Source organism: Klebsiella sp. HC6 (assembly GCF_022605325.1).
Taxonomy (GTDB): domain Bacteria; phylum Pseudomonadota; class Gammaproteobacteria; order Enterobacterales; family Enterobacteriaceae; genus Klebsiella; species Klebsiella terrigena.
Genome location: NZ_CP093276.1, coordinates 3,059,570 through 3,083,040, shown reverse-complemented (window position 1 = coordinate 3,083,040; position 23,471 = coordinate 3,059,570). Strand labels below are relative to the sequence as shown.

Here is a 23,471-nt window from a genome sequence, read left to right as displayed (position 1 = left end):
GGCGTGCAGAAGTATGAACAGGCAATGGCGGAAAACTGGCAAAATTGCCGACCCGTCCCTTCGCTGGCATGACCCAGATCAGGTTCAAAGGGTTCGGCTTACGCCATCTCAGCCCTCACGGGACACCCCTCGGTAGGGCCATGTTATACGACATTCACTTTTTGATTACAATCCCGGCCGCGGCTCATTGCTTCGGCGGCGCTGGCGCGGTTTAAGTGACGGTGTCACGAAGAGCCTGGCTGAAAAGCGAACGGCGAGCAGGATCCGGAAAATTTTTATAGGTAATTAGTGTGATTTAGCACGCTTTTTTATCCAAAATTAAGGAAAAAATCGGCCGCCGGCAATTGGTACTTCCGCGGCGCGTACTATATATTTTCATAAGCTGAAAGCCATTATTCTTCAGTGACCTGGGTATTAAAACCCCTTATCGCCTGGAGAGTGCATGAAGCCGTTATCCCCCCAGCTGCTGCTGGCGCTGATCGTGCCGCTTGCCGCGCCCGCCACGGCGGGGGACTTTTTCGATCCTGAAGATAGCATGCTGGATATGAGCCAGTATCTGCAGGACAACCCCTACGGATTTTTGCCGGTACCGCTGGTGATTACTGAACCTGCCGTGGGCTTTGGCGGGGGACTCTTCGGCCTGTTTTTGCACGGTAAAGGCACCCGCGAAGGCGAGAACTACATTCCGCCGCCGATGACGGCGTTTGGCGGAGGCGGGACGCAGAACGGCACCTGGTTTGTCGGCGGCGGCCACCGTCATAGCTGGAATCACGATCGTATTCGCTACCTGGTGATGCTCGGCTATGCCGATATCAACCTCGATATTTACTCCGGCGATGTGGCGGGATTTAGCCAAAACCGCAGCATCAGTACGCGGACCAAAGGCTACGGCGGCCTGCAAAAGCTGCTGTTCCGCGTCGGCGACTCCCCGGTTTTTGTCGGCGCCTCGCAGGTCTACGCCAAAACCGATATCTCCACCGACAGCCCGCTGGTCAATCGGGTCTGGCAGCGGGTACTGGGCCAGCAGAGCACCTCGTCGGCGCTGGGCGTGGTGGCGGAATATGACACCACCAATAACTTTTTCTACCCTAAGAAGGGGTTATCGCTGCAGGGCGAGTATCGTTTTTACCGTTCCATGCTCGGGGGTGACTATCAGTACAACCAGTTTTCACTCAACGGTAAATACTTTATGCCGCTGAGCCGGACGCTAACCCTGGCCTTTGCGGGGGACTATCAGTCCCTCACGCACCATGACCGCCATCTCACCCCGATGGCGCGTCCCTATATTGCGCTACGCGGGATCGCCAGCTATCGCTATCAGGGCGACTATGTCAGCACGGCGCAAACTCAGCTCGCCTGGGAGTTTCGGCCGCGCTGGATCCTGCAGGGGTTTGTCGGTATCGGCAGCGCCGCCGATGAAGCGCACGGATTGTGGGAACAGACGGAAACCGCGTGGGGGACGGGGTTTCGCTACCTGATAGCGCGGCAGTACGGCTTACATACGGGCATTGACGTCGCCTTCAGCGAGCACCAGCAGGCGGTCTATTTTAATGTGGGTTCCGGACTTTAAGGTCAGATGAAAAAAATGAGATGGACTAAAGCCATAATAACGCTACTGCTGACCTCCGGCAGCGTCTGGGGAGCCAGCGGCGGTGACGCGGCTTCCGGCGACGGCGACAGCTACTTTCCGATCTGGGGCGATGAGGCAAGGGCGCGCGGGTATGCGATCCCGCTGCCGTTTGGGATCAACCTGAGCTATATGAATATTCGTCAGGATATCCTGGTCGACAGCATCAGCTTTTCCGGGCTCAAGCTCGGCAATCACCTTATTCCGAGCGATATGTTTGCCATTGATGCCGGCCACACGCGGCAGAAAAGTAAGACCGAGAATCTGCGTCTCGATATGTGGGTCTTTCCATTTTTAAATATCTACGGGATAGCCGGCCACACCCGCGGCTCGTCGGTTTCCAACGTCTCCGTGGATGCCGACCCGTCAAAGTACACCGGTATCGACCGAATCATTGCCGGCTCCGTCCACCGCCTGCACGACAGCGGCCAGCTGCAGAACATCGACTTTGCGCTCGACTTTAAAGGCACTACCTGGGGCACCGGCTTTACGCTGGCCGGAGGATACGGCAACTGGTTTGGCCTGGTGGACACCAACTATACCCGTACCGATTTCGATATCCTTGACGGCAAGATCTCGGCCATCACCGTATCGCCGCGGGTGGGCTATCGCTTCAGCATGCAGGGGATCGCCGGACCCTCGAATTTGAGCATCTGGGTCGGCAGCATGTATCAGGACGTGCAGCAGGAGTTTAAGGGCAACCTGTCGGATCTGCATATGCCGCCCGAGCTGCAGCCGCTGATTGCCGCGGTGAATAAAGATGACCAGGGCAAGTTCGACGTTAAGCAGCGGCTCTCTTCGCCGTGGAACATGCTGATAGGCGCCCAGTATGAGATCACGCAGAATTTTAACCTGTTAACCGAGATTGGTTTCAACGAACGCAATAGCTTCTTTATTGCCGGAGAGTACCGTTTTTAGCCTCTCAACCTGCCGCTTGCCGCGAGCGTGCTTTATGTTCTGGAGACGATGTTAATGCGTAATGGCTGGTTGTTTTTGCTGGCGGCGGCGTTCTCCGTGTGCGCGCAAGATCCTCTGCTGCCGACCATCACCCATCCTCTGGTGACGCCGGTGGCGGGCCAGCTGGCGCCGCCGGAGTCTCTGCGACCCTGCTGTGCGTTTGGCTACGACCTGCAGGTCAGGGCCATTGGCGTACCGATCCCGGTTTATCAGATTGGCAACGTGCTGACCCTCGATACCCTCGGGGAGCATCACTACAACGATAGCGCGCTGGGTGCCGTGAAAAACCTGGTGGGCCTGAGTGAGGAAAAAAACGGGCTGATCTATACCCGCCGCGGCGGCTTTATTGATATCGCCCACGTTCGTGATACCGCCGACTACACCTTCTATCTCTACAGCCGGATCTACCCTAACCTCGGGCAGTCCGGGCGCATTTTCTATAGCGAGGAGCTTGGCGTCAGGCGCGTGCAGCTCAACGCGTTTATGCCGCCGGCGTCAGTTTCCGCGCGGGTGACGATCGCCGCCTGGCTGGCGGGACATCTGGCGTATGAAATTGCCCAGTGGCATGAGATCGCCCAGTGGTACGGCTTCCAGTCGGTGCCCGGCTTTTCGGAGGAGATCTCCGCATTTTCGCCGGAAGATCTCTACTCCAATCTGCTCGGGGCGCGGTTGGCGATCGACGTCATTTTGCAGGGGCGCGCCGGGTCGGTTGACGACTACAACCGGGCGATGACCGACGCGCTGAAAAAGGTGCTGGTCAAGCTGATGGTCGCGCCGAGGAGCGAAACGGAGAAGATGTTCCGCCAGCTTGACGGCGACTGGTGGAACAGCCATCGCCGGGTGCCGGATAAGTTTCTGGTGTTAAAACGTAACTACGATCTGCGCGCCAATCGCCTGCCCACGCCGGTACCTTTCGAGCGCGCCGAGCCCTATCGGCTGACGATGCCGGAGAAGGTGGCCGGGTTTGCGCTTGCCGACCTCGGGCAGCTGCAGATCCACCCCGGGCATGATATGCAGTCGCTGCCGGTTCCGCAGAGCTTCTATACGCCGGAGCAGTTTCAGGGGCTGGCGGAAAGCGCCGCGCGGGCGGATAAAACCCAGCTTGAGCGCATAGAAAAATAGGCGCCGGCGAGAAAAAATCCCTGCGGGAAGAGGGCCGCGACCGGCATAGCGCGGATGAAAAAGAAACTACCAACTCTGCCAGTTTATTCTATCCATTTGAAATGGATTGAATAATAGCTGCCTGTGCCGCGCAGGCACGCTGAATAGCGTTTTTTGCCAGCTCAGACACCGTTTGCTATTAAAAATGCGGCTATAATTGGCGCTTCTGCGTCATCCCTTTGAACTCTCTGCTTAATTTGCTTTATTTTCGCCGGCAGGCGATGAATGCTCATGTGACTGGATTTCAGATTGACGATGTATGGCAGGTGGAGGGCGGCATGCTATTAAAAGAATTAATTATTTTCGACCTGTTAGCCACCCCTATTTGGGTGGTTCATCCTTTTAAAGAGCGCATACTTTACGGCAATCCGGCCTCCAGAGCCCTCAGCGGCGATATGTCGCTGGACCAGATGCGCAAAGGGACATTCTCCACCTGCCCGGAAGTCAGCCTGCAGAATTATCTCTATTACTTCAAAAATATTGCCGAGGTTTTTGAAGTCTGGACAATTAACTCCCTCGACGGCCAGACCTCGATTTATTGTAAAACCACGCTGATTAAATCAGAAGAGTATGACACCCTGATTCTATTCGAGGCGGTGAAGCTGCTTGAGCAAAATGAATCAGTCAATACCGCCTCCCGGCATTATCAGCGGCGCAGCAACGGGTTTTTCTCGCGCTTTTTTATGACCAACTCTGCGCCCATGCTATTAATCGATCCTCACCGCGACGGCAGAATTATTGACGCGAATATTGCCGCGCTGCGCTTTTATAATTACACCGCGGATGAGATGCGGGCGAAGCACACCTGGCAGATTAATACCCTCGGCCGGGACGTTCTGCCGATCATGCGCAACGTCGCAAGCCTGCCCGGCGGCCATAAGCCGCTCAACTTCACCCATATTCTTGCTGACGGCTCCATTCGCCACGTTCAAACCTACGCCGGTCCGGTGGTGCTCTACAATATTCGCCTGATGCTCTGTATCGTGCACGACGTGACCGAAGAGGTGCATTTAAGAAGAGAGCTCGAGTTTTCCGCCTCGCACGACCCGCTCACCGGCCTGCTTAACCGGCGCGAATTTTATCGCATCGTGGATTCGGCCTCGTTTAAACCCACCGGCTTTTGCCTGCTGCTGGTTGATGTCGATAACTTTAAGGCCATTAACGATAGCTACGGTCATCAGAAAGGCGATGAGGTTTTACTGACTATTTCGCGGATCCTTGAATCGACGGTGACGCATCAGGACAAAATATATCGCTGGGGCGGCGAGGAGTTTCTGCTCTTTCTGCCGGAGCGGTCCATTGAGATGGCGCTGCAGATGGCGGAGAGCATCCGCCTCGCGGTTAGCGGCTATCAGCTGGCGGATCACCCCGGCCCGGTGACCGTCAGCATCGGCGTCGCCGACCGGCAGGATGACGAAGAGATCGACCAGCTGTTCAATCGCGTCGATAAGGCGCTGTATGCGGCGAAGAAAGAGGGACGAAACCAGGTGCGGCTGTATCTGGTTGAAAAATATTGAGGCGTGGCGCAATGCCGCCCGGCGGCGCCGGAGTGCCGCTATACTGGATAGCAAACGGGCCCGTTGGGTCAGGCTAATCGCTAATCGGCGGACGAGGTGACCACTAAGCTATGAGCGTTTCCTTATTCCGCACCTTCTCCACGCTGGCTGCCGCTCTGGCACTGGCTTCATTGCCGGCCTTCGCCGTCGACGGCGGCCATTTAAAGCAGCGGGCGAACGCGGTATTAATGCTGATGAGCTATACCGTCGTCCCCGACGTTACCGCCAGCGATCTCAATATCGGCTCCGGCACCAACGAGAAGAACAAGCTGTCGATTACCCAGTTCGGCGGCGGCGCGACGATGAGCGAAAGCGTCCCGATTTACCTTGAGGGCACGATGGGCTACAGCCGCTACGATCCGCAGTTTGTGCTCAGCGACGGCAGCGACAGCCGCAAAATACCGACCCGCTGGAACAGCCTCACCGCCACCGGCGGCGTCGGCTGGGATTTCTGGCTGTATAAAGACCGGTGGGGCGGCAGCCTGGTGCTGCGGCCCATCGTTAACGTGATGCTCGGCACGATGGCCAGCGACGTGCGTATCGGCAGCTGGGCGATTGAGCGGCGCAGGGACGCCGATTTTCAATTCCTCGACGGTGGCAGGCTCAACGCCTACGGCCTGGGCGGGTCGCTGATGCTGGACTACGAGCTGTTTTCTCCCGCCCAGGATATTGATATCGAACTTCGCTACTCGGCCATGAGCCTGCAGACCTTCGGCAATACGCCCGAGGCGGTCAGCGGCCAGGCCAGCGCCGAAAACCTCGGGCTCTACGTTCGCCGCCGGGCGCCGATCGCCGACTGGACGATGCTGAAAAGCCCGGTGCGCTACGTCCTCGAAGGGGCCCATACCGAGTACCTGGGCGATCAGCGCGGGCAGCTGGGCTTCAACGGCCTCAGCTCGCTGGGGATCGGCCTGGAGCTGGATAGCAGTAAATATGACTTTTTTATCAGCCGCACCCGCCTCGTGGCGCGCTATATGTTTGGTGAGAATACCCAGGGCTACGGCGTTGGCCTGGCGATGAGCTTTTAGCGCGCGCCACTTCGCTGCCAAAAATTCAGCGCATGAATATATTTAGCCGCTTTTTTAAAATTGTTAGCAATATTTCTCCGGCTCATTCGTCTACCTCATCAGCAGTCCCTATTCACGACAATCATGAGGTAGCAACAGGATGAGAGATTTTGATATGCATGAAAACCGTCGTCACTACGGCTTTGGCCACCATCGGATGGGCAAACCGCTGATCGTTGGCGTGGCGATCGTCGCGCTACTCGGGCTGGTGGTGATGTCGCTGTGGAACGCGCTGCTGCCGGCGATTATTGGCGTTAAAAGCATCGGCTTCTGGCAGGCCTTAGGTCTGCTGGCGCTGTCGCGGATCCTCTTCGGCGGCCTTGGCTTCCGCCCGGGAATGTTCGGCATGGGACGCGAGCGTCGGCGCATGCATGAACGCTGGATGCAGATGAATCCCGAGCAGCGCGAAGAGTTTATGCAGCGCTTTGGTCACCGTGACCGCCGCGACCATCGCAGGCACTGCGGCTGGCGCGATCGCCGCAATGAACCCGCAGAGCCGACAGACGATGCGTCTAAAACGACGCCGAGCGAGTGAGCGAAATGAAAGGCGCAGCGGCGGGGGAGTCACTGCTTGTTTCGGCGCTCAACGACTGCCGATCCCGGCTGAAGGCCTTTATTCGCGGCCGCACCTCGGTACGCGACGAGGCTGACGATATTCTGCAGGAAGTGACCTGGCAGTTGATGACGGTCGAGCAGCCGGTGGAGAACGTTGCTGCCTGGCTGTTCCGCGCCGCGCGCAACGAAATGACCGACCGGGCGCGCAAAAAGCGCGAGCTGCCGCTGGCGGACTACTTCACCGGGGATGAGGAGGGTGAGTTCCCGGAAGATGAGCTGGCGGAGACCCTGTTCGGGGTGCCGCAAACGCCGGAGGACGAGTACCTGAAGGAGCTGCTGTGGGAGGAGCTGAACCAGGCGCTAGCCGAACTGCCCGCCGCCCAGCGGGAGGTCTTCGAAAAGACCGAGCTGCTGGGCTACAGCTACAAAGAGCTGGCCGCAGAGTGCGGGGCCAGCGAGCAGGCCCTGCTATCGCGCAAGCATAAAGCCGTGCTCTACCTGCGTACGCGCCTGCGCGTCCTCTATGATGAGCTGATGAGCGGGTAGATCCTCGCCCGATCGCCGAGCGCGGCGATCGGGCCGCACTCATTATCCGCAACAGGGGATATTGGACGCCTTATCCCCACCAGAGGATATTGACACATTTATCCCCTTACGGGGATATCCCGGCTAAAAGTTGACATTATCCTCACCAGGGTATAAATAGGGTCTTATCCCCACAAGAGGATAGATAAGACCATGATAACGCCCCCGACGATCTACAGCCCGGCCCAGCTGGCAAACCATATCAAGCTGGTGCGGCAAAAAAACCAGTGGACGCAAAGCGATCTGGCCCGCCGGATAGGTATTAAGCAGGCGACGATCTCGAACTTCGAAAACCATCCGGACAAAACCACCCTCACCACGCTGTTCAAGATTTTACAATCTCTTGAAATGACGATGGTGGTGTGCGAAAAGGGCGCGACGTCGGGTCCTGAGCAACAGGATAGCCAACGGGATCTGGAGTGGTAATGGCGACGCTCGTGACGTGGATGAACAATGAACGCGTCGGGGAGCTGGTCAAGCTGGCCAACGGCGCGCATCAGTTCCGCTACGACCCGCGCTGGCTGCAAAACCCGCGCGCCCGCCCGCTCTCCCTGTCGCTGCCGCTGCAGTTCGGCAACATCACTTCGGATGCGGTGTTTAACTACTTCGACAACCTGCTGCCCGACAGTCCGCTGGTGCGTGACCGCATTGTTAAGCGCTATCAGGCCCGCTCGAAGCAGCCCTTCGATCTGCTGGCCGAGGTGGGGCGCGACAGCGTCGGGGCGGTCACTCTTCTGCCCGAGGGCGCCGCTCCGGCCACCGGTGCCCTGACCTGGGAAGCGCTCGACGACGCCCGGCTTGACGCGCTGCTGACGGCCTACCGTGCGGATATTCCGCTGGGCATGATTAACGGCCAGGAGGCGTTCAGAATATCGGTCGCCGGTGCCCAGGAGAAAACGGCGCTGCTGAAGATGGACGACCGCTGGTGCATACCGACGGCAACAACGCCGACGACGCATATTATTAAGCTGCCGATCGGCGAGATACGGCAGCCGGACGCGGTGCTGGATCTCAGCGAAAGCGTCGATAACGAATATCTCTGTCTGGCCCTCGCGCGGGCGCTGGGCTTTGCCGTGCCGGATGCGGAAATTATCACCACCCGCAGCATCCGGGCGCTGGCCGTTGAGCGCTTTGACCGCCGCTGGGCGCAGGAAAACACGCGGCTGCTGCGCCTGCCGCAGGAGGATCTATGCCAGGCGTTCGGCATTCCTTCCTCAATGAAGTACGAGTCGGACGGCGGGCCGGGGATCGCCAGCATCATGGCGTTTCTGCTCGGCTCCAGCGAGGCGCTGAGGGATCGCGCCGATTTTATGAAGTTCATCGTTTTTCAATGGCTGATCGGCGCCACCGACGGTCATGCGAAGAATTTTTCCATTTTCCTGCAGCCCGGCGGCAGCTACCGTCTGACGCCGTTCTACGACATTATCTCGGCGTTTCCTGTGCTGGGGGGCGCGGGTTTGCATATCAGCGACCTTAAGCTGTCGATGAGCCTGAAAGCGTCGAAAGGGCGGAAAACGGAGATTCAGACCATCTATCCGCGCCATTTCCTCGCCACGGCAAAAGAGGTGGGATTTGCGCAGCAGCAGATGCTGGAGATCCTGCGCTATTTTGCCGATAACCTGCCGCGGGCGGTCGATGCGGTCAGCGCCTCGCTGCCGGAGGATTTTTCCCCGACGGTTTACCAGGCCATTATCTCGCATACCCTCAGAAACCATGCCCGCCTGCAGAGCGGGCTAGCGGGTTAGCTCAGGCTAACCCAACGCCTGCCAACCATCACCGTCAGCGCGACGATGGTGACGATCGCCGCCAGGTGCAGCGCAAAATCGAGCAGGTGCAGATGCACCGGATGGCAAAACGCCAGCAGGCTCACCGCCAGGCTGGCGACGCCGAGTCCGGCCATCGCCAGGCTGCGCGCCGGATAGAGCGCCCGCGTGCGCCGCAGGCTGGCGATCGTCAGCACCATCATCGGCGTACTGACGACCAGCAGAAAGGTAAAGCAGCTGACGCTGTCGTCATCGTGCAGCGGCGGCGCGTCGCCGGGAATGCTGCTGATGCTCAGGCCGAGCCACATCAGGCCGATGGGCAGCAGGGCCTTCCAGCTGATGCTCCGGCGCCCGGCAATGCTCATGGTAAAGGCGCGGCGAATGGTTAACGTTCCGAGCAGAAACGCCAGCACCAGCTGCACCACCGCCAGCCGCGCGCCGGGCTGCGACCAGTCGGTGAGGCCGCGCGGTACCAGCAGGCTGGCGGCACAGGCGCACGGCAGGGCCACCGCCAGCCAGCCGGCAACGCGCCAGCCGGTCGGCCACGGACGTTTGACCGGGCGCATTTCGCGGCCGAGTTTTTCAATAAGCAGATTATGATCGGTCATGGTGGGCTCCAAATCGGCGCAGGTTTTTCAGCGCCCGATGCAGCAGCGATTTCACCGCCGCCACGCTGAGATTGTTATGGGTGGCCGCTTCCGCCAGGCTCATTTCGCGCAGATGAACGTGCTCGACAATTTCACGCTGGCGCAGGGGAAGCTGACGCAGGTAGCCCGCCAGCTCCTCCCGGCTCTCCTGGCGCGGCGTGTCGGCGGCTGCCGCCTCGGGCAGCGCCTCGTCAGAAATTTCCCAGTGCTGATAGCGCCCGCGTCGCCGCAGCGCGTCCACGGTGCGGGCCGAGATAATCGCCAGCAGCCAGGGCAGAAAGGGAAAGGCCGGATCGTAGGTGTGACGCACCCGATGCACGCTGAGCAGCACATCCTGGATAACGTCTTCCACCAGCGCCTCGTCGGCGATCCGTTTACGCACCTGCGAACGGATCGTCGGCACCAGCGCCTTAAGCAGGCGGGTATAGGCGAGCCTGTCGCCCGCCTGGGCCTGCTCCATTAGCGCGGGCCAGCTTTCGCGCGCGCTATCGTTTGTTTGCATAGTCCGCCTTGTTATTACGCTTTTTTGCCGGCGGCCTGGGTCAGGGCATTGACCACAATCCCCGGCGTCAGCACCTGAGGCAGGACCTTCGGCGGCCCGCCGTCGGCCGGATAAACCACGTACAGCGGCAGCCCGCCCTGGCCGAACTGGTTGAGCGCATCGTCGACGTCCGGATTAAATTTCGTCGAGTCCGCCACCATATAGAGGGTATCGGTTTTTACCAGCGCCTCTTTCACCGCCTGGGTGGAGAGCGACGTTTTCTCATTCACCTGGCAGGTAATACACCAGGAGGCGGTAAAGTTCACAAAGATAGCCTTACCGTGACCGCGCTGGGCGGCGACGGTTTGCGGCGTCCAGCGCTGGGACGATACCTCCGCCGTTTGCCCGGCATCCGGCGAGGAGGCGGCGGGTTTAACCAGCCCCGGCAGCGGCGCAATGACCGCCACAATCAGCGCGGCGGTAACCGCAAACAGGGCCTTGTGTCCCTTGCCCTGGAAGGCGCGACGCTGCGCAATGCCGTACAGCCAGGCGGCGAAGCTGAGCACCACCGAGGCGGCAAGCAGGGCGGCCAGCGCCGCGCTACCGGCCTGCTGCGCCAGAACCCACACCAGCCAGGCCCAGGCGCCAAACATCGGAAAGGCGAGCGCGCGTTTCAGGATATCCATCCACGGGCCGGGGCGCGGCAGTATTTTGGCCAGCGCCGGAAAGAGCGACACCAGGGTAAAGGGCGCGGCGAAGCCGAACGCCAGCGCGAGGAAGATGGTTAACGACACCGCCGGCGGCTGAACCAGCGCGTAGCCAATCGCGCTGGCCATAAAGGGCGCGGCGCAGGGGGTGGCGACGACGATCGCCAGCGCGCCGGTGAGCGCCGAGCGAATAAACGCGCCGCGGCCGATATCCAGCCCGCCGACGCGCTGCGCCGTCAGCCCGACCTCAAAGACGCCAAGCAGATTGAGCGCCGCGCCGAGGATCGTCAGGGAGAGCAGCGCGATCACCAGCGGCGACTGCAGCTGGAAGCCCCAGCCGACGGCGGTGCCGCCGGCGCGAATCGCCAGCAGAATGCCCGCCAGCGCCATCATGGTGATAACGACGCCGAGCAAAAACGCCAGGCCTTCACGGCGGGCGCTGGCGGCGTTATCAGAGTGACGCAGCAGCCCCAGCGCCTTCAGGGAGATCACCGGAAAAACGCAGGGCATAAAGTTGAGAATGATGCCGCCAATAAAGGCGGCCAGCATCGCGGTTAACATCGCTGGCCTCTTTACTTAATGGGTTTGCGGATGAGAGGCATCGTACTGCTTAACGGCAGCGAGCGTCTTCTCGATATGTGCATCCGGGTTTCTATCAGTGTAACTCAGCAGGATGTTGCCATCCGGCGCAATCACGTACGAAGTGCGATCGGAGAGCGTTTTACCTTTCATCTCCATCAGCGTCTGGTACTGGGCGGCGACCTTAGCGCCCGGGTCCGCCGCGACGGCGAACTTATCCCGGCACTCCAGCTTAGAGAAGTCGCTGACCTGGTCGGTATTACCCGCGGTTACGCCAACCACGGTGGCCCCCATTTTAGTGAAGCTGTCGGTGGCTTCAGCAAAGTCATGGGCTTCAATGGTGCAGCCGGCGCTAAAGGCCGCCGGGAAGAAATAGAGCACCACCGGCCCTTTTTGCAGCGCCTGCTGCAGGGAGAAGGTCATCGGCTTGCCGGCGAGCGCGCCCTGCAGCTTAAAATCCGGGGCTTTCGCGCCCACGGGCAGCGCCGCGCTGGCGCTGAACGCGGTGGCGGAGAGGCCGAGGGCGGCGGTTACGGTCAGGGTACGGATGAGGTTTTTGATGCGTGTCATTATCTGCTCCTGCGATTTGGGGGAGTGCCGGTTTGGCCAAACTCATTCATCTCAGCTATTCAATTCGCCGCAGCGGAGGGAAAAGTTGCGCGCAGGTGAAAAAAAAAGTGCGCCCGGCTCATCGCGCATGCGCGGGGCCGAGGAGGTGAAGAGAAAGCGCCTGCGAAACGGGTTCCGCAGGCGGCAGAGGTTAATTTCCCCAGCGGCTCTGCAGATAGTTGACGGCCTGGCGGGTCTGGGGCTGGTTGAGATTGTTTTCGCGGAACAGAATGGTGCCCTGAATTTCGGGGATCGCATCGTTGAGGTCGAGCTGCTTTTTCAGCTCCGGCACGCCGCCGTTAACCATCCAGTCGGGCTCATTTTTTGACGGTTCGCCGACTTTGTAGAGCGCCACGCCGATATAGAGCCGGGTATGGGTTGGCTTGACGACCTCCGCCCACCATTTCGCGAGTACGTCGTAGCGGGCGGCGTCGCGCGCAAACGGCCAGTAGAGCTGAGGCGCGATATAGTCGAGCAGCCCCTGCTGTACCCAGCGGCGGGTATCGGCGTAGGACTCATCGTAGGCCGCCGCGCCGCGGGTGTCTGAGCCGGCGGGATCGTGGGAAAGATTGCGCCACACGCCGGCCGGGCTGACGCCAAACTCTACGCTGGGGTTAATCTGCTTGATGGTGCGCGACACCTGCTCAATCAGCTGCTGGGTATTGTGCCGGCGCCAGTCCGCCTTGCTGGCAAACCCCTGACCATACTGCCGAAAGGTTTGACTATCGTTAAGGGCCGAGCCCGCCGTTTCGGTATAGAAATAGTCGTCAAACTGCACCCCGTCGACCGGGTAGTGCTCGACGACTTCGGCGACGATACGGGTTATCCAGTCGCGGGCCTCCGGAATACCCGGGTCGAGAACAAAGCGGTCGCTGGCGGTGCGGATCCAGTCGCGGTGCAGGACAAAGACGCTGGCCGGGCTTTGCGACTGCGTGCGGTTGAGCTCGGCGACGGTTTTCGGCCGGGTGTTCACCGACACGCGATAGGGGTTAAACCAGGCGTGAACCCGCATCCCGCGCTTATGCGCTTCATCGAGCATAAACTGCAGCGGATCGTAGCCCGGATCTTCGCCAATGGCGCCGGTCAGCATATCTGACCAGGGCAAAATCTTTGACGGCCACAGCGCGGTGCCGTCGGGTTTGACCTGAAAGAACACGGTGTTAATCCCGAGGCGCTGCAGATTATCGAGCTTGGCAATCAGCGCCACCTTCTGCTGGCTAATCCGGCTCTCCGGGCTGCTGGCAATGATCGATCCCACCGGCGGCCAGTCGAGGCGCGAGACCGTCGTCAGCCAGACGCCGCGTACCGGCTCGTGCGTTTTCGGCAGCGCCGCCTGCTTAACCGCCGGCGGCAGCGGCGTCACCAGCGAACGGGGCGGCTGGCTGCTGCAGCTGGCGAGGATAAAGGCGGTCGCCACCGCCGCGGCGGATGCGGCCAGGGTAGCGATAAAAAAGCGACGGGAGCGGATAATCATAGACGTGGGCTTATTCTGTTGGTCGCGTAAAAGAAGCATTTTCGTATTATGCGTTGTTAAGTCAATTCTTTATGGAGGGAATTATCCGGGCCAGCGTCGGCCTTTCGCTTTTTGGGTCGGCGTTAAATTGGCTGCGGTTTGGGCACGCGTAATCTATTTTTTGCATTACGTAGTGAAACCGCGGGGCGAAACGATCGCTCTTGCTATCTTGTTCACAATATTGCAACAAAATTTTTCACGCCCATGATCGTTTTCGCACTTTTGCACCAGCCCGGTGCGCAACGCCTGCAAAGAACAACTATGTTTAGCTCGCGGGTCGGAACGGATGCCGCAGTCCTCAATTCGCCACGTGATGGCAACCTATCTCCTGACTTGTCCTGAAATGCACGTTGGTCGGTGGCGGTGACCGCGGCTGTTACGCGTTGCTCTCATCTATTAGTAAGCGATCTGTCATGTCATTTCTTCCTGGCGGGGTTTTTGCTTCTTCCACCTTTAGCCGCTGCGGCTGGTTAACGGCCTTCGGCAAACAAAACGGTAAGTGATATTTTCCGCGTCATTTAATGGCGCCAGGTTATAAATCGCTGAGGAATATCTGAATGTCTCTGAAACTTAAAAAGTTGACTCTTCATTTTGCGATTGCAGGTTGTATGAGCGTGGCATTTTACGCACAGGCGGATGTGAAGATTGGCGTTGCCGGGCCGTTCACCGGACCCAATGCCTCCTATGGCGCCCAGTACTGGAAAGGGGCGTCGCAGGCGGTAGCAGACATTAACGCGGCGGGAGGAATTAAGGGTGAAAAAATTGTGCTGGTGCAGGGGGATGATGCCTGCGAACCGAAGCAGGCGGTAGCGGTAGCCAACCGCCTGGTTGATGAGTCGGGGGTTTCCGCGGTTGTCGGACACTTCTGCTCATCATCGACGATGCCGGCATCCGAAGTGTACGACGAGGCGGGGATCCTGACGATTACGCCGGGGTCAACTAATCCGCTGATCACCGAGCGCGGAATGAAGGATATGTTCCGCATGTGCGGACGCGACGATCAGCAGGGGGCGATTGCCGCGGACTACATGCTGGACGTGCTGAAGGCGAAGAAAATTGCCGTCATTCACGATAAGGATACCTACGGTCAGGGGCTCGCCGACGCCACCCGCGCGGCGCTGGCCAAACGCGGCACCAAAGAGGTGCTGTACGAAGGGCTGTCTCGCGGTGAGAAGGACTTCAACGCCCTGGTGACCAAAATTGGCGCGCTGAAGCCTGACGTGGTCTATTTCGGCGGCTGTCATCCGGAGGCCGGTCCGCTGGTGCGGCAGATGCGGGAGCAGGGGCTGCAGGCGAAATTCTTCTCCGGCGACTGCATCGTGACCGAAGAGCTGGTAACCACCGCCGGCGGCCCGCAGTTCACCAACGGCGTGCTGATGACGTTTGGTAAGGATCCGCGCACCATTCCTGAGGGCAAAACGGTGATTGAGAAGTTCCGCGCCAGCGGCTTCGAACCGGAAGGCTATACCCTGTACGCCTACGCGTCTATCCAGGCTATCGCCGCGGCCTATAACGCGGTGGGCGCCGACAATACCAAGGCCAGCGAGTGGCTGAAAAGCCATAGCGTTGACACGGTGATGGGCAAAAAGGCCTGGGACGGTAAAGGCGACCTGAAGGTGTCGGATTATGTGGTCTACGCCTGGGATGATAAGGGCAAGTATCACCAGCTGTAGCCGTTTGCTGAACTCTTTGTCCCTATAAAAAAGGGCGTCGTACTACTGAAGGCAGCGCACGGCGGGAGCCTGCCGGTCGCTGCCTGCTTACTGGCAGGATGGTTTCTATGGAAGCGTTTTTTCTGCAACAACTGATTAATGGGCTGACGCTGGGAGCCGTTTACGGATTAATTGCCATCGGCTACACCATGGTTTACGGCATTATCGGGATGATTAACTTCGCCCACGGCGAAGTCTATATGGTTTCCGCCTACCTTTGCGCCATCGGCCTGGCGCTGCTCTCCTGGTTCGGCATTCACTCCTTTCCGCTGCTGATCTTCGGCACCCTGGTGTTCACCATCGTGGTGACCGGCGTCTACGGCTGGACTATCGAGCGTATCGCCTATCGGCCGCTGCGCAATTCAACCCGTCTGGCGCCGCTCATCTCGGCAATCGGCATGTCGCTTATCCTGCAGAACTATGTGCAAATCAGCCAGGGGCCGAACCAGCAGGGGATCCCGACCCTGCTGACGGGGGTGCTGCGCTTCGAGGTTGGCGACGGCGTGGTGCAAATTACGTGGACCAAAATATTTATTCTCGTTGCCGCGCTGGTGGGGATGCTGATCCTCTCGTGGGTCATTAACCATACCCGGCTGGGGCGCGTCTGCCGCGCTACGCAGCAGGATCGGCGCATGGCCGCGATCCTCGGCATTAATACCGACCGGGTTATCTCGCTGGTCTTTATGATCGGCGCCGCGATGGCCGGGCTGGCCGGGGTGCTGGTGACGATGAATTACGGCACCTTCGATTTTTATATCGGCTTCATTATTGGCATTAAGGCCTTTACCGCCGCGGTGCTGGGCGGGATTGGCTCCCTGCCGGGCGCGATGCTCGGCGGCCTGCTGCTGGGGGTGGCTGAGGCCCAGTTTGCCGGGATGGTGAACTCTGATTACAAAGACGTGTTTTCCTTCGCTCTGCTGGTGGCAATTTTGATTTTTCGCCCTCAGGGGCTGCTGGGTCGTCCGATGGTCGCAAAGGTTTAAGGGGTAAAACATGGGTGAAGTATCGCGCAGGCAAGGGCTGGATATTAAAAAAAGCCTGATTGATAGCGTGCTGGCTGGGCTGTGTGCGCTGATAGTGTTTGGACCGATCGTCGGCATTGTGCTGAAAGGCTACAGTTTTGAACTCTCTACCCGGCGGGTGGCGGTCATCGTCGCGGTGGTGATGGCGGGGAGGCTGCTGCTGAGCCTGCTGCTGCAAAGCCGCAGCGGACGCAAATTTATCGCCCGTTTTGAAGGGGCCGATGACGGCGTGTACGTTCGTCCGGTCGGCTACCGCTCGCGGCTGCGCTGGGTTGTGCCGCTGCTGCTGCTGGCGGCGCTCATCTTTCCGGCTATCGCCACTAAGTATCTGCTGACGGTGGCCATTCTCGGGCTGATTTACGTGCTGCTCGGGCTCGGGCTGAATATCGTGGTGGGGCTCGCCGGGCTGCTTGATTTGGGCTACGTGGCGTTCTATGCCATTGGCGCCTATGGCCTGGCGCTGGGCTACCAGTATCTGGGGCTCGGGTTCTGGGCGATGCTGCCGCTGGGGGCGGTCATGGCGGCGCTGGCGGGGGCGCTGCTCGGCTTTCCGGTACTGCGCATGCACGGGGACTATCTGGCGATCGTCACCCTCGGATTCGGCGAAATTATTCGCCTGGTGCTGAACAACTGGGTCAGCTTTACCGGCGGGCCGAACGGCATTTCCGTGCCGGCGCCGACGCTGTTCGGGCTGGAGTTCGGGCGCCGGGCGAAGGACGGCGGGGTGCCAATCCATGAGTTTCTCCACCTTAGCTACAACCCCAACCTCAAGTTTATCTTTATCTATGGCGTGCTGTGCCTGGTGGTGGTGCTGGTGCTGTTTATCAAACATCGCCTAACGCGGATGCCTATCGGCCGCGCGTGGGAAGCGCTGCGCGAGGACGAAATTGCCTGCCGCGCGATGGGGCTCAACCACGTGCTGGTGAAGCTTTCGGCCTTTATGCTCGGCGCGTCGACCGCCGGTATTGCCGGGGTCTTTTTCGCCACCTACCAGGGGTTTGTTAACCCGACGTCGTTCACCTTTTTTGAATCCGCGCTGATTCTGGCGATTGTGGTTCTGGGCGGCATGGGGTCGACGCTGGGGGTGGTGCTGGCGGCCTTTGTGCTGACCGTTGCGCCCGAGCTGCTGCGCGGCTTCGATGAGTATCGGGTCCTGCTGTTTGGCGTGCTGATGGTACTGATGATGATCTGGCGGCCGCGCGGGCTGGTGCGCACCAGCCGCATGGGGGTTACCGTGCGCAAGGGAGTGGCACCATGAGCGACAGCATTCTGCGGGTAGAGCATCTGATGATGCATTTTGGCGGTATCAAGGCGCTTAACGACGTCAATCTCGACGTGGAAAGGGGATCGATAACCGCGCTGATCGGCCCGAACGGCGCGGGGAAAACTACGGTATTCAACTGCCTGACCGGGTTTTATCGCGCCACGGGCGGGGCGATTGTGCTCAACGCCCGCGCGGCGATGACCGACGTGATTCAGGTCCTCGGGCAAAAAATACGTCCCGATGATTTTCTGCACCCGGCGCGTCTGGGGTCGAGGATCTACTACAAGATGTTCGGCGGCACGCATCTGGTGAACCGGGCCGGGCTGGCGCGGACCTTCCAGAATATCCGCCTGTTTCGCGAGATGTCGGTTATCGAAAATCTGCTGGTGGCCCAGCATATGCAGGTAAACCGTAATCTGCTGGCCGGCATCCTCAACACCCGCGGCTATCGTCGGGCCGAAAATCAGGCCCTCGACCGCGCCTTCTACTGGCTGGAGGTGGTGGACCTGGTGGACTGCGCCAACCGGCTGGCCGGCACGCTCTCCTACGGCCAGCAGCGGCGGCTGGAGATTGCCCGCGCCATGTGCACCGGCCCGGAGATGATCTGCCTGGATGAGCCCGCCGCGGGGCTGAACCCTGCGGAGACGCACGCCCTGAGCCGTATTATCCGCTTCCTGCGCCAGCATCACGGCATCACCGTGTTGCTGATCGAGCATGATATGGGGATGGTGATGGAGATCTCCGATCATATTATCGTCCTCGACCGCGGGGACGTGATCGCCCGCGGCGCCCCGCAGGAGATCCAGTCGAATATCAGCGTTATCGCCGCTTATCTGGGCGCGGATGAAGAGGAGATTGCGGTATGAGTCAGCCAATGCTTGAGTTTCGCCAGGTGGACGTCTTTTACGGTCAGATTCAGGCGCTGAACCAGGTCTCGCTGACGGTCAATGAGGGCGAGACGGTGGCGCTGATCGGCGCCAACGGCGCCGGTAAATCCACGCTGCTGATGTCCATTTTTGGTCAGCCGCGCATCGCCGAAGGGCAGATCCTCTATCGCGGGGAGGATATCAGCCGCAAATCCACCCATTTTATCGCCGGCAACGGCATCGCGCAGGCGCCGGAGGGGCGGCGGATTTTTGCGGATATGACGGTCGAAGAGAACCTGCTGATGGGGACCATCCCGATTGGCAGCCGCTATCAGGAAGAGGATAAGCGCCGCATGTATCAGCTGTTTCCCCGCCTTGAAGAGCGGCGAACGCAGCGGGCGATGACGCTTTCCGGCGGCGAGCAGCAGATGCTGGCGATTGCCCGGGCGCTGATGAGCCGGCCGAAGCTGCTGCTGCTCGACGAGCCGAGCCTCGGCCTGGCGCCGCTGGTGGTGAAGCAAATCTTTCAGATCCTGCGCGAGCTGACGGCGCAGGGAATGACGCTCTTTCTGGTGGAGCAAAACGCCCACCACGCGCTGAAGCTCTCTGACCGGGCGTACGTGATGGTCAACGGCCAGATCCGGCTTAGCGGAACCGGGAGGGAGCTGCTCGACAATCCGGAGGTGAGGAACGCCTATCTGGGGATGGTTTGACCGGTGACGCTGTCACGGATCCGCGGCGGCTATTGATTGATAGCGGTAATAATTACCCCTTTTAGCTATTCAAATCAAAGAATAGCGGCCGCGCTGCGGCTATGTTGAAGATTGCGCCTGAAGAATCGGTTCAGGCTTATGACTCGTTTGTTGTACAGGGGGAACTTTACAGGATGGCCACTCAACCGCTAACGCTTTCTTTCGCCGGGCAACAGCCTATTCCCCTGGAGACGGTCTCCGGGACGCTGGGCCGCGTGGGGATTGATATCCGCGCGCTCAATCAGTCGGAGCTCTGCAGCTTCGACCCAGGTTTTACCAATACCGCCGGCTGCCGGTCGGCTATCTCCTATATTGATACTGACAACAGCACGCTGCTGCACCGCGGCTACCCGGTAGAGCAGCTGGCGCGGGAGTGCGAGTTCCTCGAGGTGGCGTATATCATGCTGCGGGGCGAGGCGCCGGATGAAGCCAGCTATCAGGCTTTCCGCAATACCATTACCCGCCACACGCTGGTGCATGAACAGATGTCGCGGATGTGCAGCGGCTTTCGTCGCGACTCCCATCCGATGGCCCTGATGTGCGCGATGGTCGGGGCGCTGGCGGCGTTCTACCATGACGTGCTGGACGTAGAAAACCCTGAACACCGCGCCCTGGCGGCCACGCGACTGCTGTCAAAAATGCCGACGCTGGCGGCCATGAGCTATAAGTACGCCATCGAGCAGCCCGCGCCCTATCCGCGCAACGATCTCTCCTATGCGGGGAACTTCCTGCATATGCTGTTTGCGGTGCCGGCGGAGAAATACGTGGTCAATCCGGTCATTGAGGAAGCGATGAACCAGATTCTGGTGCTGCATGCCGATCACGGCCAGTGCGCCTCCACCACCACGGTGCGGGCCGCCGGCTCCTCGGGGGCGAACCTCTTTGCCTGCGTGGCGGCGGGACTGGCCTCCCTGTGGGGGCCGATGCACGGCGGGGCCAACGAAGCCAGCATGCGGATGCTGGAAGAGATTGAAACCGTGGATCAGGTGCCCCTGTTCCTGAGTAAGGCGAAGCGCGACCCGCAGGCCTTCCGTCGCCTCGGCTTCGGTAACTCGCGCTACCGTCACCTGGACCCGCGCGCCGCGATCCTGCGCGATACCTGTCACCGGGTGCTTGCCGAGCTGGGAATGTCGGATCGGCTGCTGCAGGTGGCGATGGCCCTTGAAGAGGTGGCGTTGACCGACCCCTATTTTGTTGAAAACGGCCTGTCGCCCAGCGTCGACTTCTATACGGCGGTGATCCTGAAGGCGATGAAGCTACCTTCATCAATGTTTGTGGTGGTGACCGCCGTTGGCCGCACGCTGGGCTGGGTGGCCCACTGGAATGAGATGCACGAAGCGCCGCTGAATATCTATCGCCCACGGCAGATCTACACCGGCGAAGCCCCGCGAGATTACGTCTCCCGCCGCGAGGCATAATCCCACGCCGCCTCCTGAGCGGGGCGGCGTCCGTTAAATATTACGATCGCTCATCCGCTGCGGCCAGGCGCTCGGTCAGCCAGGGCAGAATCTCCTTTTTTCTGCTGGTCATGCCCGGGAGGGACACCTGCTGGCTGGGGATAAGGCTGTTGGGCGTGAAGTAGAGGACGGAGTGGGGATGGGTAATGTCGGTTAGCATCAGCACAACCATCTCCAGCCCCAGATCGAGCCTGGCGCGCTCCATCTCCTGCTTCAGCCCGGGTAAATGCGGGCTGATATCCGCCATATCACGCACCTCAATCTGCGCGAGCAGCAGAGAGACGCCGTGGATCCGGTAATTTTTTGCATCGCGATGAAGCAGCTGCGCGGCGGACTGGCCCGCCAGAGAGGTCTTCGCCGCCAGCAGCCCGGCGACGAAGGCGTCGTAATCCACGCCGGCAATGTCGCGCAAAATCGCCGCCGCCTCGCGGTCCCGCGCCGTGGTGGTGGGGCCGCTGAGGGCAACCGTATCGCTGAGTATGGCCCCCAGCAGCAGGGTGGCCTGGGCCGCGCTGAGCGGCATCGGGCTCTCCGTGGTCAGGATGGTGAGAATAACCGTCGCGCAGCAACCTACCGCGCGGATCCAAACGTCCGGCGGATTTTTGGTCACCAGGGTTCCCACGCGATGGTGGTCGATAATACCGATCACATCGCTGTCGGGGAGCGTTAGCGGACCTTGCTCAACGTCGGTGAAGTCAACCAGCCACACCTTTTTATCGGTCAGATTGTCGTGGAGTAAATCCGGCGGCGCGACTCCCGCTGACTGCAGGATATAGCGCGTTTCCGGGGTTAATTCTCCCAGGCGGAAAGGGCGCGCCGGCCTGGCGGTATAGTTGAGCCAGTCGGCGACAACCAGCGCGCTGCAGATCGTGTCGCTATCGGGATTGCGATGACCAAAGACGTGAATAATCGAAGGCGGTACGGAAAAAGCGGTTTGATTGTGCATAGCAGCTCCTGACATACGTCCCGTGGGGAACAGAAATGATTGTATATCAGGCGTCATCATCCGGTTCGACAGCCCCGGCGGTTGGGAAAGGTGGAACACCATCACCTTGTCGGCAAACCTTATCCGAGGCGCAAAGAGAAATCAATCACCGGCGATGATGAATCGGAAGCGATCCAGCACGCCGATCCGCGCTTTTTAGGCGAAATAGCCGGACTGCGGCTCTGCACGGCGAGCGCAAATAACGCTATATTTTGGGGGCACTAAGCGTATTCAGCCTCGCCGGCTGCCGCTGCGTGATGGCCGGACTTCGCGCTTCAGGCCGGGTAGCCGGTGAAATTCAGCCCTTCAATATTATCGCTTCAGGGAGATACGACATGAGCGCCGCCAAACCCCTACGTTTCGCGATTAACCTCGGCAACGCCGTTCTGGCAAAAAACCTTGCCGACGGGCAGCCGGGTGGGATTACGCCGGAGATTGCCGGGCGTATTGCGGCAGAGCTGGGCGCGACGCCGCAGTTTGTTACCTATCCGGCGGCGGGCAAGGTGGTGGACGATGCGCAAAATGATATCTGGGATATTGCCTTTCTGGCGATCGATCCTGCGCGCGAAGAGACGCTGCGCTTCACCCAGCCCTATATCACTATTCAGGGGACCGTGCTGGTCAAGGCGCAGAGCCCGTGGCAGAGCGTTGCTGAAATGGACAAGGAGGGCGTGGTGATTAACGTCGGCAAGGGCGCGGCTTACGATCTGCACCTGACGCGGCAGCTGCGCTTCGCCACGCTTAACCGTCTGGCCTCGTCGCAGGCGGCCATCGATGCGTTTATCAGCGGCGAAGGCGATATGGCCGCGGGCATCCGCCAGCCGCTCGAGCGCGCCGCCGCCGGGGACCCAGGCTTTCGCGTGCTGGCCGATAGTTTCGTTCAGATAAACCAGGCGATTTGCGTTCCTCGAAGCAGGGACGGGTCCTATCAACGGCTGGTCGCTCTGCTGACGCAATGGCAGCAGGACGGCTCGGCGCAGCGGATGATTGACCGCCATCTGGCCGAACAGTAGGCCCGAATAACTCTGCGACATCGAGAATGCCGCGCAAAGCGGCCGCCTGCAGCGTATTATGCTCGCAACCACATGAGTATAAAGAGGTTCAGGTCATGACTACCCCCGTTTTACGCCAGGCGACGCTCGCCGATGCCAGCCGCTGCTACGCGATTGAAATCACCTCTTATGAGGGTGATGAAGCCGCGACGTTAGAAAAAATCACGACCCGCATCGCGCGATATCCGCAGGGCTTCCTGTGCATGGAGATCGCGGGTGAAATCGTTGGCTTCATCAACGCAGGCTGTGCCTGGGAGGTGGTGATGTCCGATGAGGAGTTTAAGGAGCTGGTCGGGCACGATGCCGCGGCGCCCAACGTGGTGATTATGTCGGTGGTAGTGCACCCCGATTTCCAGGGTAAGGGCTATTCGTCTCTGCTGATGCGCGAATTTCTGTCGCAGATGCGGTCGATGAATAAGAAGACCGTTCATCTGATGTGCAAGGACCGTCACGTCGATCTCTACGCCCACTTCGGTTTTCAGTACATCAAGCCGTCGGCCTCCGATCATGGCGGCATGGCGTGGCATGAAATGATGCTTACGCTTTAATCGCCA

Annotated in this window: 23 protein-coding genes and 2 riboswitches; of the genes, 17 read left to right on the top strand and 6 right to left on the bottom strand. The window is 59.9% G+C overall.

The genetic code is table 11. The features are described 5' to 3' along the window. Positions 1-38: 38 nt before the first annotated feature. Positions 39-140, bottom strand: a riboswitch (TPP riboswitch). A gap of 302 nt (positions 141-442) precedes the next feature. From MMW58_RS15020 to MMW58_RS14980, 9 genes are all read left to right on the top strand, one after another. Then, positions 443-1,570 carry a BamA/TamA family outer membrane protein gene (locus tag MMW58_RS15020; protein WP_159237750.1) on the top strand — a complete coding sequence of 376 codons (1,128 nt, stop codon included), beginning with the start codon at positions 443-445 and terminating at the stop codon, positions 1,568-1,570. Between the two features lie 15 nt (positions 1,571-1,585). Continuing rightward, complete coding sequence (locus tag MMW58_RS15015; protein WP_241721507.1) at positions 1,586-2,545, top strand: hypothetical protein; 960 nt, start codon at positions 1,586-1,588, stop codon at positions 2,543-2,545. A gap of 54 nt (positions 2,546-2,599) precedes the next feature. Beyond that, a complete protein-coding gene (locus tag MMW58_RS15010) occupies positions 2,600-3,706 on the top strand; it encodes a DUF4056 domain-containing protein (protein ID WP_133600002.1) in 1,107 nt (368 codons plus the stop codon). A gap of 317 nt (positions 3,707-4,023) precedes the next feature. Next, a complete protein-coding gene (locus MMW58_RS15005) occupies positions 4,024-5,262 on the top strand; it encodes a sensor domain-containing diguanylate cyclase (protein WP_241721506.1) in 1,239 nt (412 codons plus the stop codon). A 110-nt stretch (positions 5,263-5,372) separates the two neighbouring features. Beyond that, the gene (locus MMW58_RS15000) at positions 5,373-6,329 is read left to right on the top strand and encodes a hypothetical protein (RefSeq protein ID WP_241721505.1); all 957 of its coding nucleotides are present in this window, start codon (positions 5,373-5,375) and stop codon (positions 6,327-6,329) included. A gap of 139 nt (positions 6,330-6,468) precedes the next feature. Continuing rightward, positions 6,469-6,903 (top strand): hypothetical protein, encoded by a 435-nt coding sequence (locus MMW58_RS14995; RefSeq protein WP_241721504.1) that lies wholly within the window; start codon positions 6,469-6,471, stop codon positions 6,901-6,903. A 5-nt stretch (positions 6,904-6,908) separates the two neighbouring features. Beyond that, positions 6,909-7,469, top strand: coding sequence for an RNA polymerase sigma factor (locus tag MMW58_RS14990; RefSeq protein WP_241721503.1), 561 nt, complete (start codon positions 6,909-6,911; stop codon positions 7,467-7,469). 192 nt (positions 7,470-7,661) lie between these two features. Continuing rightward, the gene (gene hipB / locus MMW58_RS14985) at positions 7,662-7,934 is read left to right on the top strand and encodes a type II toxin-antitoxin system antitoxin HipB (RefSeq protein ID WP_045855339.1); all 273 of its coding nucleotides are present in this window, start codon (positions 7,662-7,664) and stop codon (positions 7,932-7,934) included. Then, positions 7,934-9,253 (top strand): type II toxin-antitoxin system HipA family toxin, encoded by a 1,320-nt coding sequence (locus tag MMW58_RS14980; protein WP_241721502.1) that lies wholly within the window; start codon positions 7,934-7,936, stop codon positions 9,251-9,253. Before hipB ends, MMW58_RS14980 begins: the two co-directional genes overlap by 1 nt. On the opposite strand, the gene MMW58_RS14975 is transcribed toward MMW58_RS14980, so the two are convergent. The 5 genes from MMW58_RS14975 to MMW58_RS14955 form a co-directional block, all read right to left on the bottom strand. Continuing rightward, entirely contained in the window at positions 9,250-9,879 is a 630-nt protein-coding gene (locus MMW58_RS14975; RefSeq protein ID WP_159237754.1) for an NrsF family protein, read from the bottom strand. The genes MMW58_RS14980 and MMW58_RS14975 overlap by 4 nt on opposite strands. Then, positions 9,866-10,420, bottom strand: coding sequence for a sigma-70 family RNA polymerase sigma factor (locus MMW58_RS14970; RefSeq protein WP_159237755.1), 555 nt, complete (start codon positions 10,418-10,420; stop codon positions 9,866-9,868). The genes MMW58_RS14975 and MMW58_RS14970 overlap by 14 nt, the downstream gene beginning before the upstream one ends. 14 nt (positions 10,421-10,434) lie before the next feature. Beyond that, on the bottom strand, positions 10,435-11,667 hold the full coding sequence (locus tag MMW58_RS14965) for a protein-disulfide reductase DsbD family protein (RefSeq protein WP_241721501.1): 1,233 nt from the start codon (positions 11,665-11,667) through the stop codon (positions 10,435-10,437). 15 nt (positions 11,668-11,682) lie between these two features. Beyond that, positions 11,683-12,255: a peroxiredoxin gene (locus MMW58_RS14960; protein ID WP_041145490.1), complete on the bottom strand. Its 573-nt coding sequence runs from the start codon at positions 12,253-12,255 to the stop codon at positions 11,683-11,685. A gap of 190 nt (positions 12,256-12,445) precedes the next feature. After that, a complete protein-coding gene (locus tag MMW58_RS14955; protein WP_133599800.1) occupies positions 12,446-13,768 on the bottom strand; it encodes a glycoside hydrolase family 10-like protein in 1,323 nt (440 codons plus the stop codon). A gap of 653 nt (positions 13,769-14,421) precedes the next feature. On the opposite strand from MMW58_RS14955, the gene MMW58_RS14950 reads away from it, so the two are divergent. The 6 genes from MMW58_RS14950 to MMW58_RS14925 all read left to right on the top strand — a co-directional run bounded on the left by MMW58_RS14950 (position 14,422) and on the right by MMW58_RS14925 (position 20,841). After that, complete coding sequence (locus MMW58_RS14950; RefSeq protein WP_181955413.1) at positions 14,422-15,480, top strand: branched-chain amino acid ABC transporter substrate-binding protein; 1,059 nt, start codon at positions 14,422-14,424, stop codon at positions 15,478-15,480. Between the two features lie 107 nt (positions 15,481-15,587). Continuing rightward, on the top strand, positions 15,588-16,502 hold the full coding sequence (locus MMW58_RS14945; RefSeq protein WP_241721500.1) for an ABC transporter permease subunit: 915 nt from the start codon (positions 15,588-15,590) through the stop codon (positions 16,500-16,502). A gap of 10 nt (positions 16,503-16,512) precedes the next feature. Continuing rightward, positions 16,513-17,799, top strand: a complete 1,287-nt coding sequence (livM, locus tag MMW58_RS14940) for a high-affinity branched-chain amino acid ABC transporter permease LivM (RefSeq protein WP_133599797.1) — start codon at positions 16,513-16,515, stop codon at positions 17,797-17,799. After that, positions 17,796-18,671, top strand: coding sequence for an ABC transporter ATP-binding protein (locus MMW58_RS14935; RefSeq protein ID WP_133599796.1), 876 nt, complete (start codon positions 17,796-17,798; stop codon positions 18,669-18,671). The genes livM and MMW58_RS14935 overlap by 4 nt, the downstream gene beginning before the upstream one ends. Beyond that, a complete protein-coding gene (locus MMW58_RS14930; protein ID WP_041145495.1) occupies positions 18,668-19,384 on the top strand; it encodes an ABC transporter ATP-binding protein in 717 nt (238 codons plus the stop codon). The genes MMW58_RS14935 and MMW58_RS14930 overlap by 4 nt, the downstream gene beginning before the upstream one ends. Before the next feature lie 173 nt (positions 19,385-19,557). Then, positions 19,558-20,841 (top strand): citrate synthase, encoded by a 1,284-nt coding sequence (locus MMW58_RS14925; RefSeq protein ID WP_133599795.1) that lies wholly within the window; start codon positions 19,558-19,560, stop codon positions 20,839-20,841. A 40-nt stretch (positions 20,842-20,881) separates the two neighbouring features. Here the strand turns inward: MMW58_RS14925 and MMW58_RS14920 are convergent, their stop codons facing one another. Next, positions 20,882-21,826, bottom strand: coding sequence for a DHHA2 domain-containing protein (locus tag MMW58_RS14920; RefSeq protein WP_241721499.1), 945 nt, complete (start codon positions 21,824-21,826; stop codon positions 20,882-20,884). A gap of 40 nt (positions 21,827-21,866) precedes the next feature. Further along, positions 21,867-21,941, bottom strand: a riboswitch (Fluoride riboswitch). Between the two features lie 259 nt (positions 21,942-22,200). Here MMW58_RS14920 and MMW58_RS14915 point away from each other — a divergent pair. Together MMW58_RS14915 and MMW58_RS14910 are read left to right on the top strand one after the other, a co-directional pair. Next, positions 22,201-22,878, top strand: coding sequence for a transporter substrate-binding domain-containing protein (locus MMW58_RS14915; protein WP_241721498.1), 678 nt, complete (start codon positions 22,201-22,203; stop codon positions 22,876-22,878). 95 nt (positions 22,879-22,973) lie between these two features. Continuing rightward, the gene (locus MMW58_RS14910; RefSeq protein WP_159237760.1) at positions 22,974-23,465 is read left to right on the top strand and encodes a GNAT family N-acetyltransferase; all 492 of its coding nucleotides are present in this window, start codon (positions 22,974-22,976) and stop codon (positions 23,463-23,465) included. Positions 23,466-23,471: the final 6 nt, after the last annotated feature.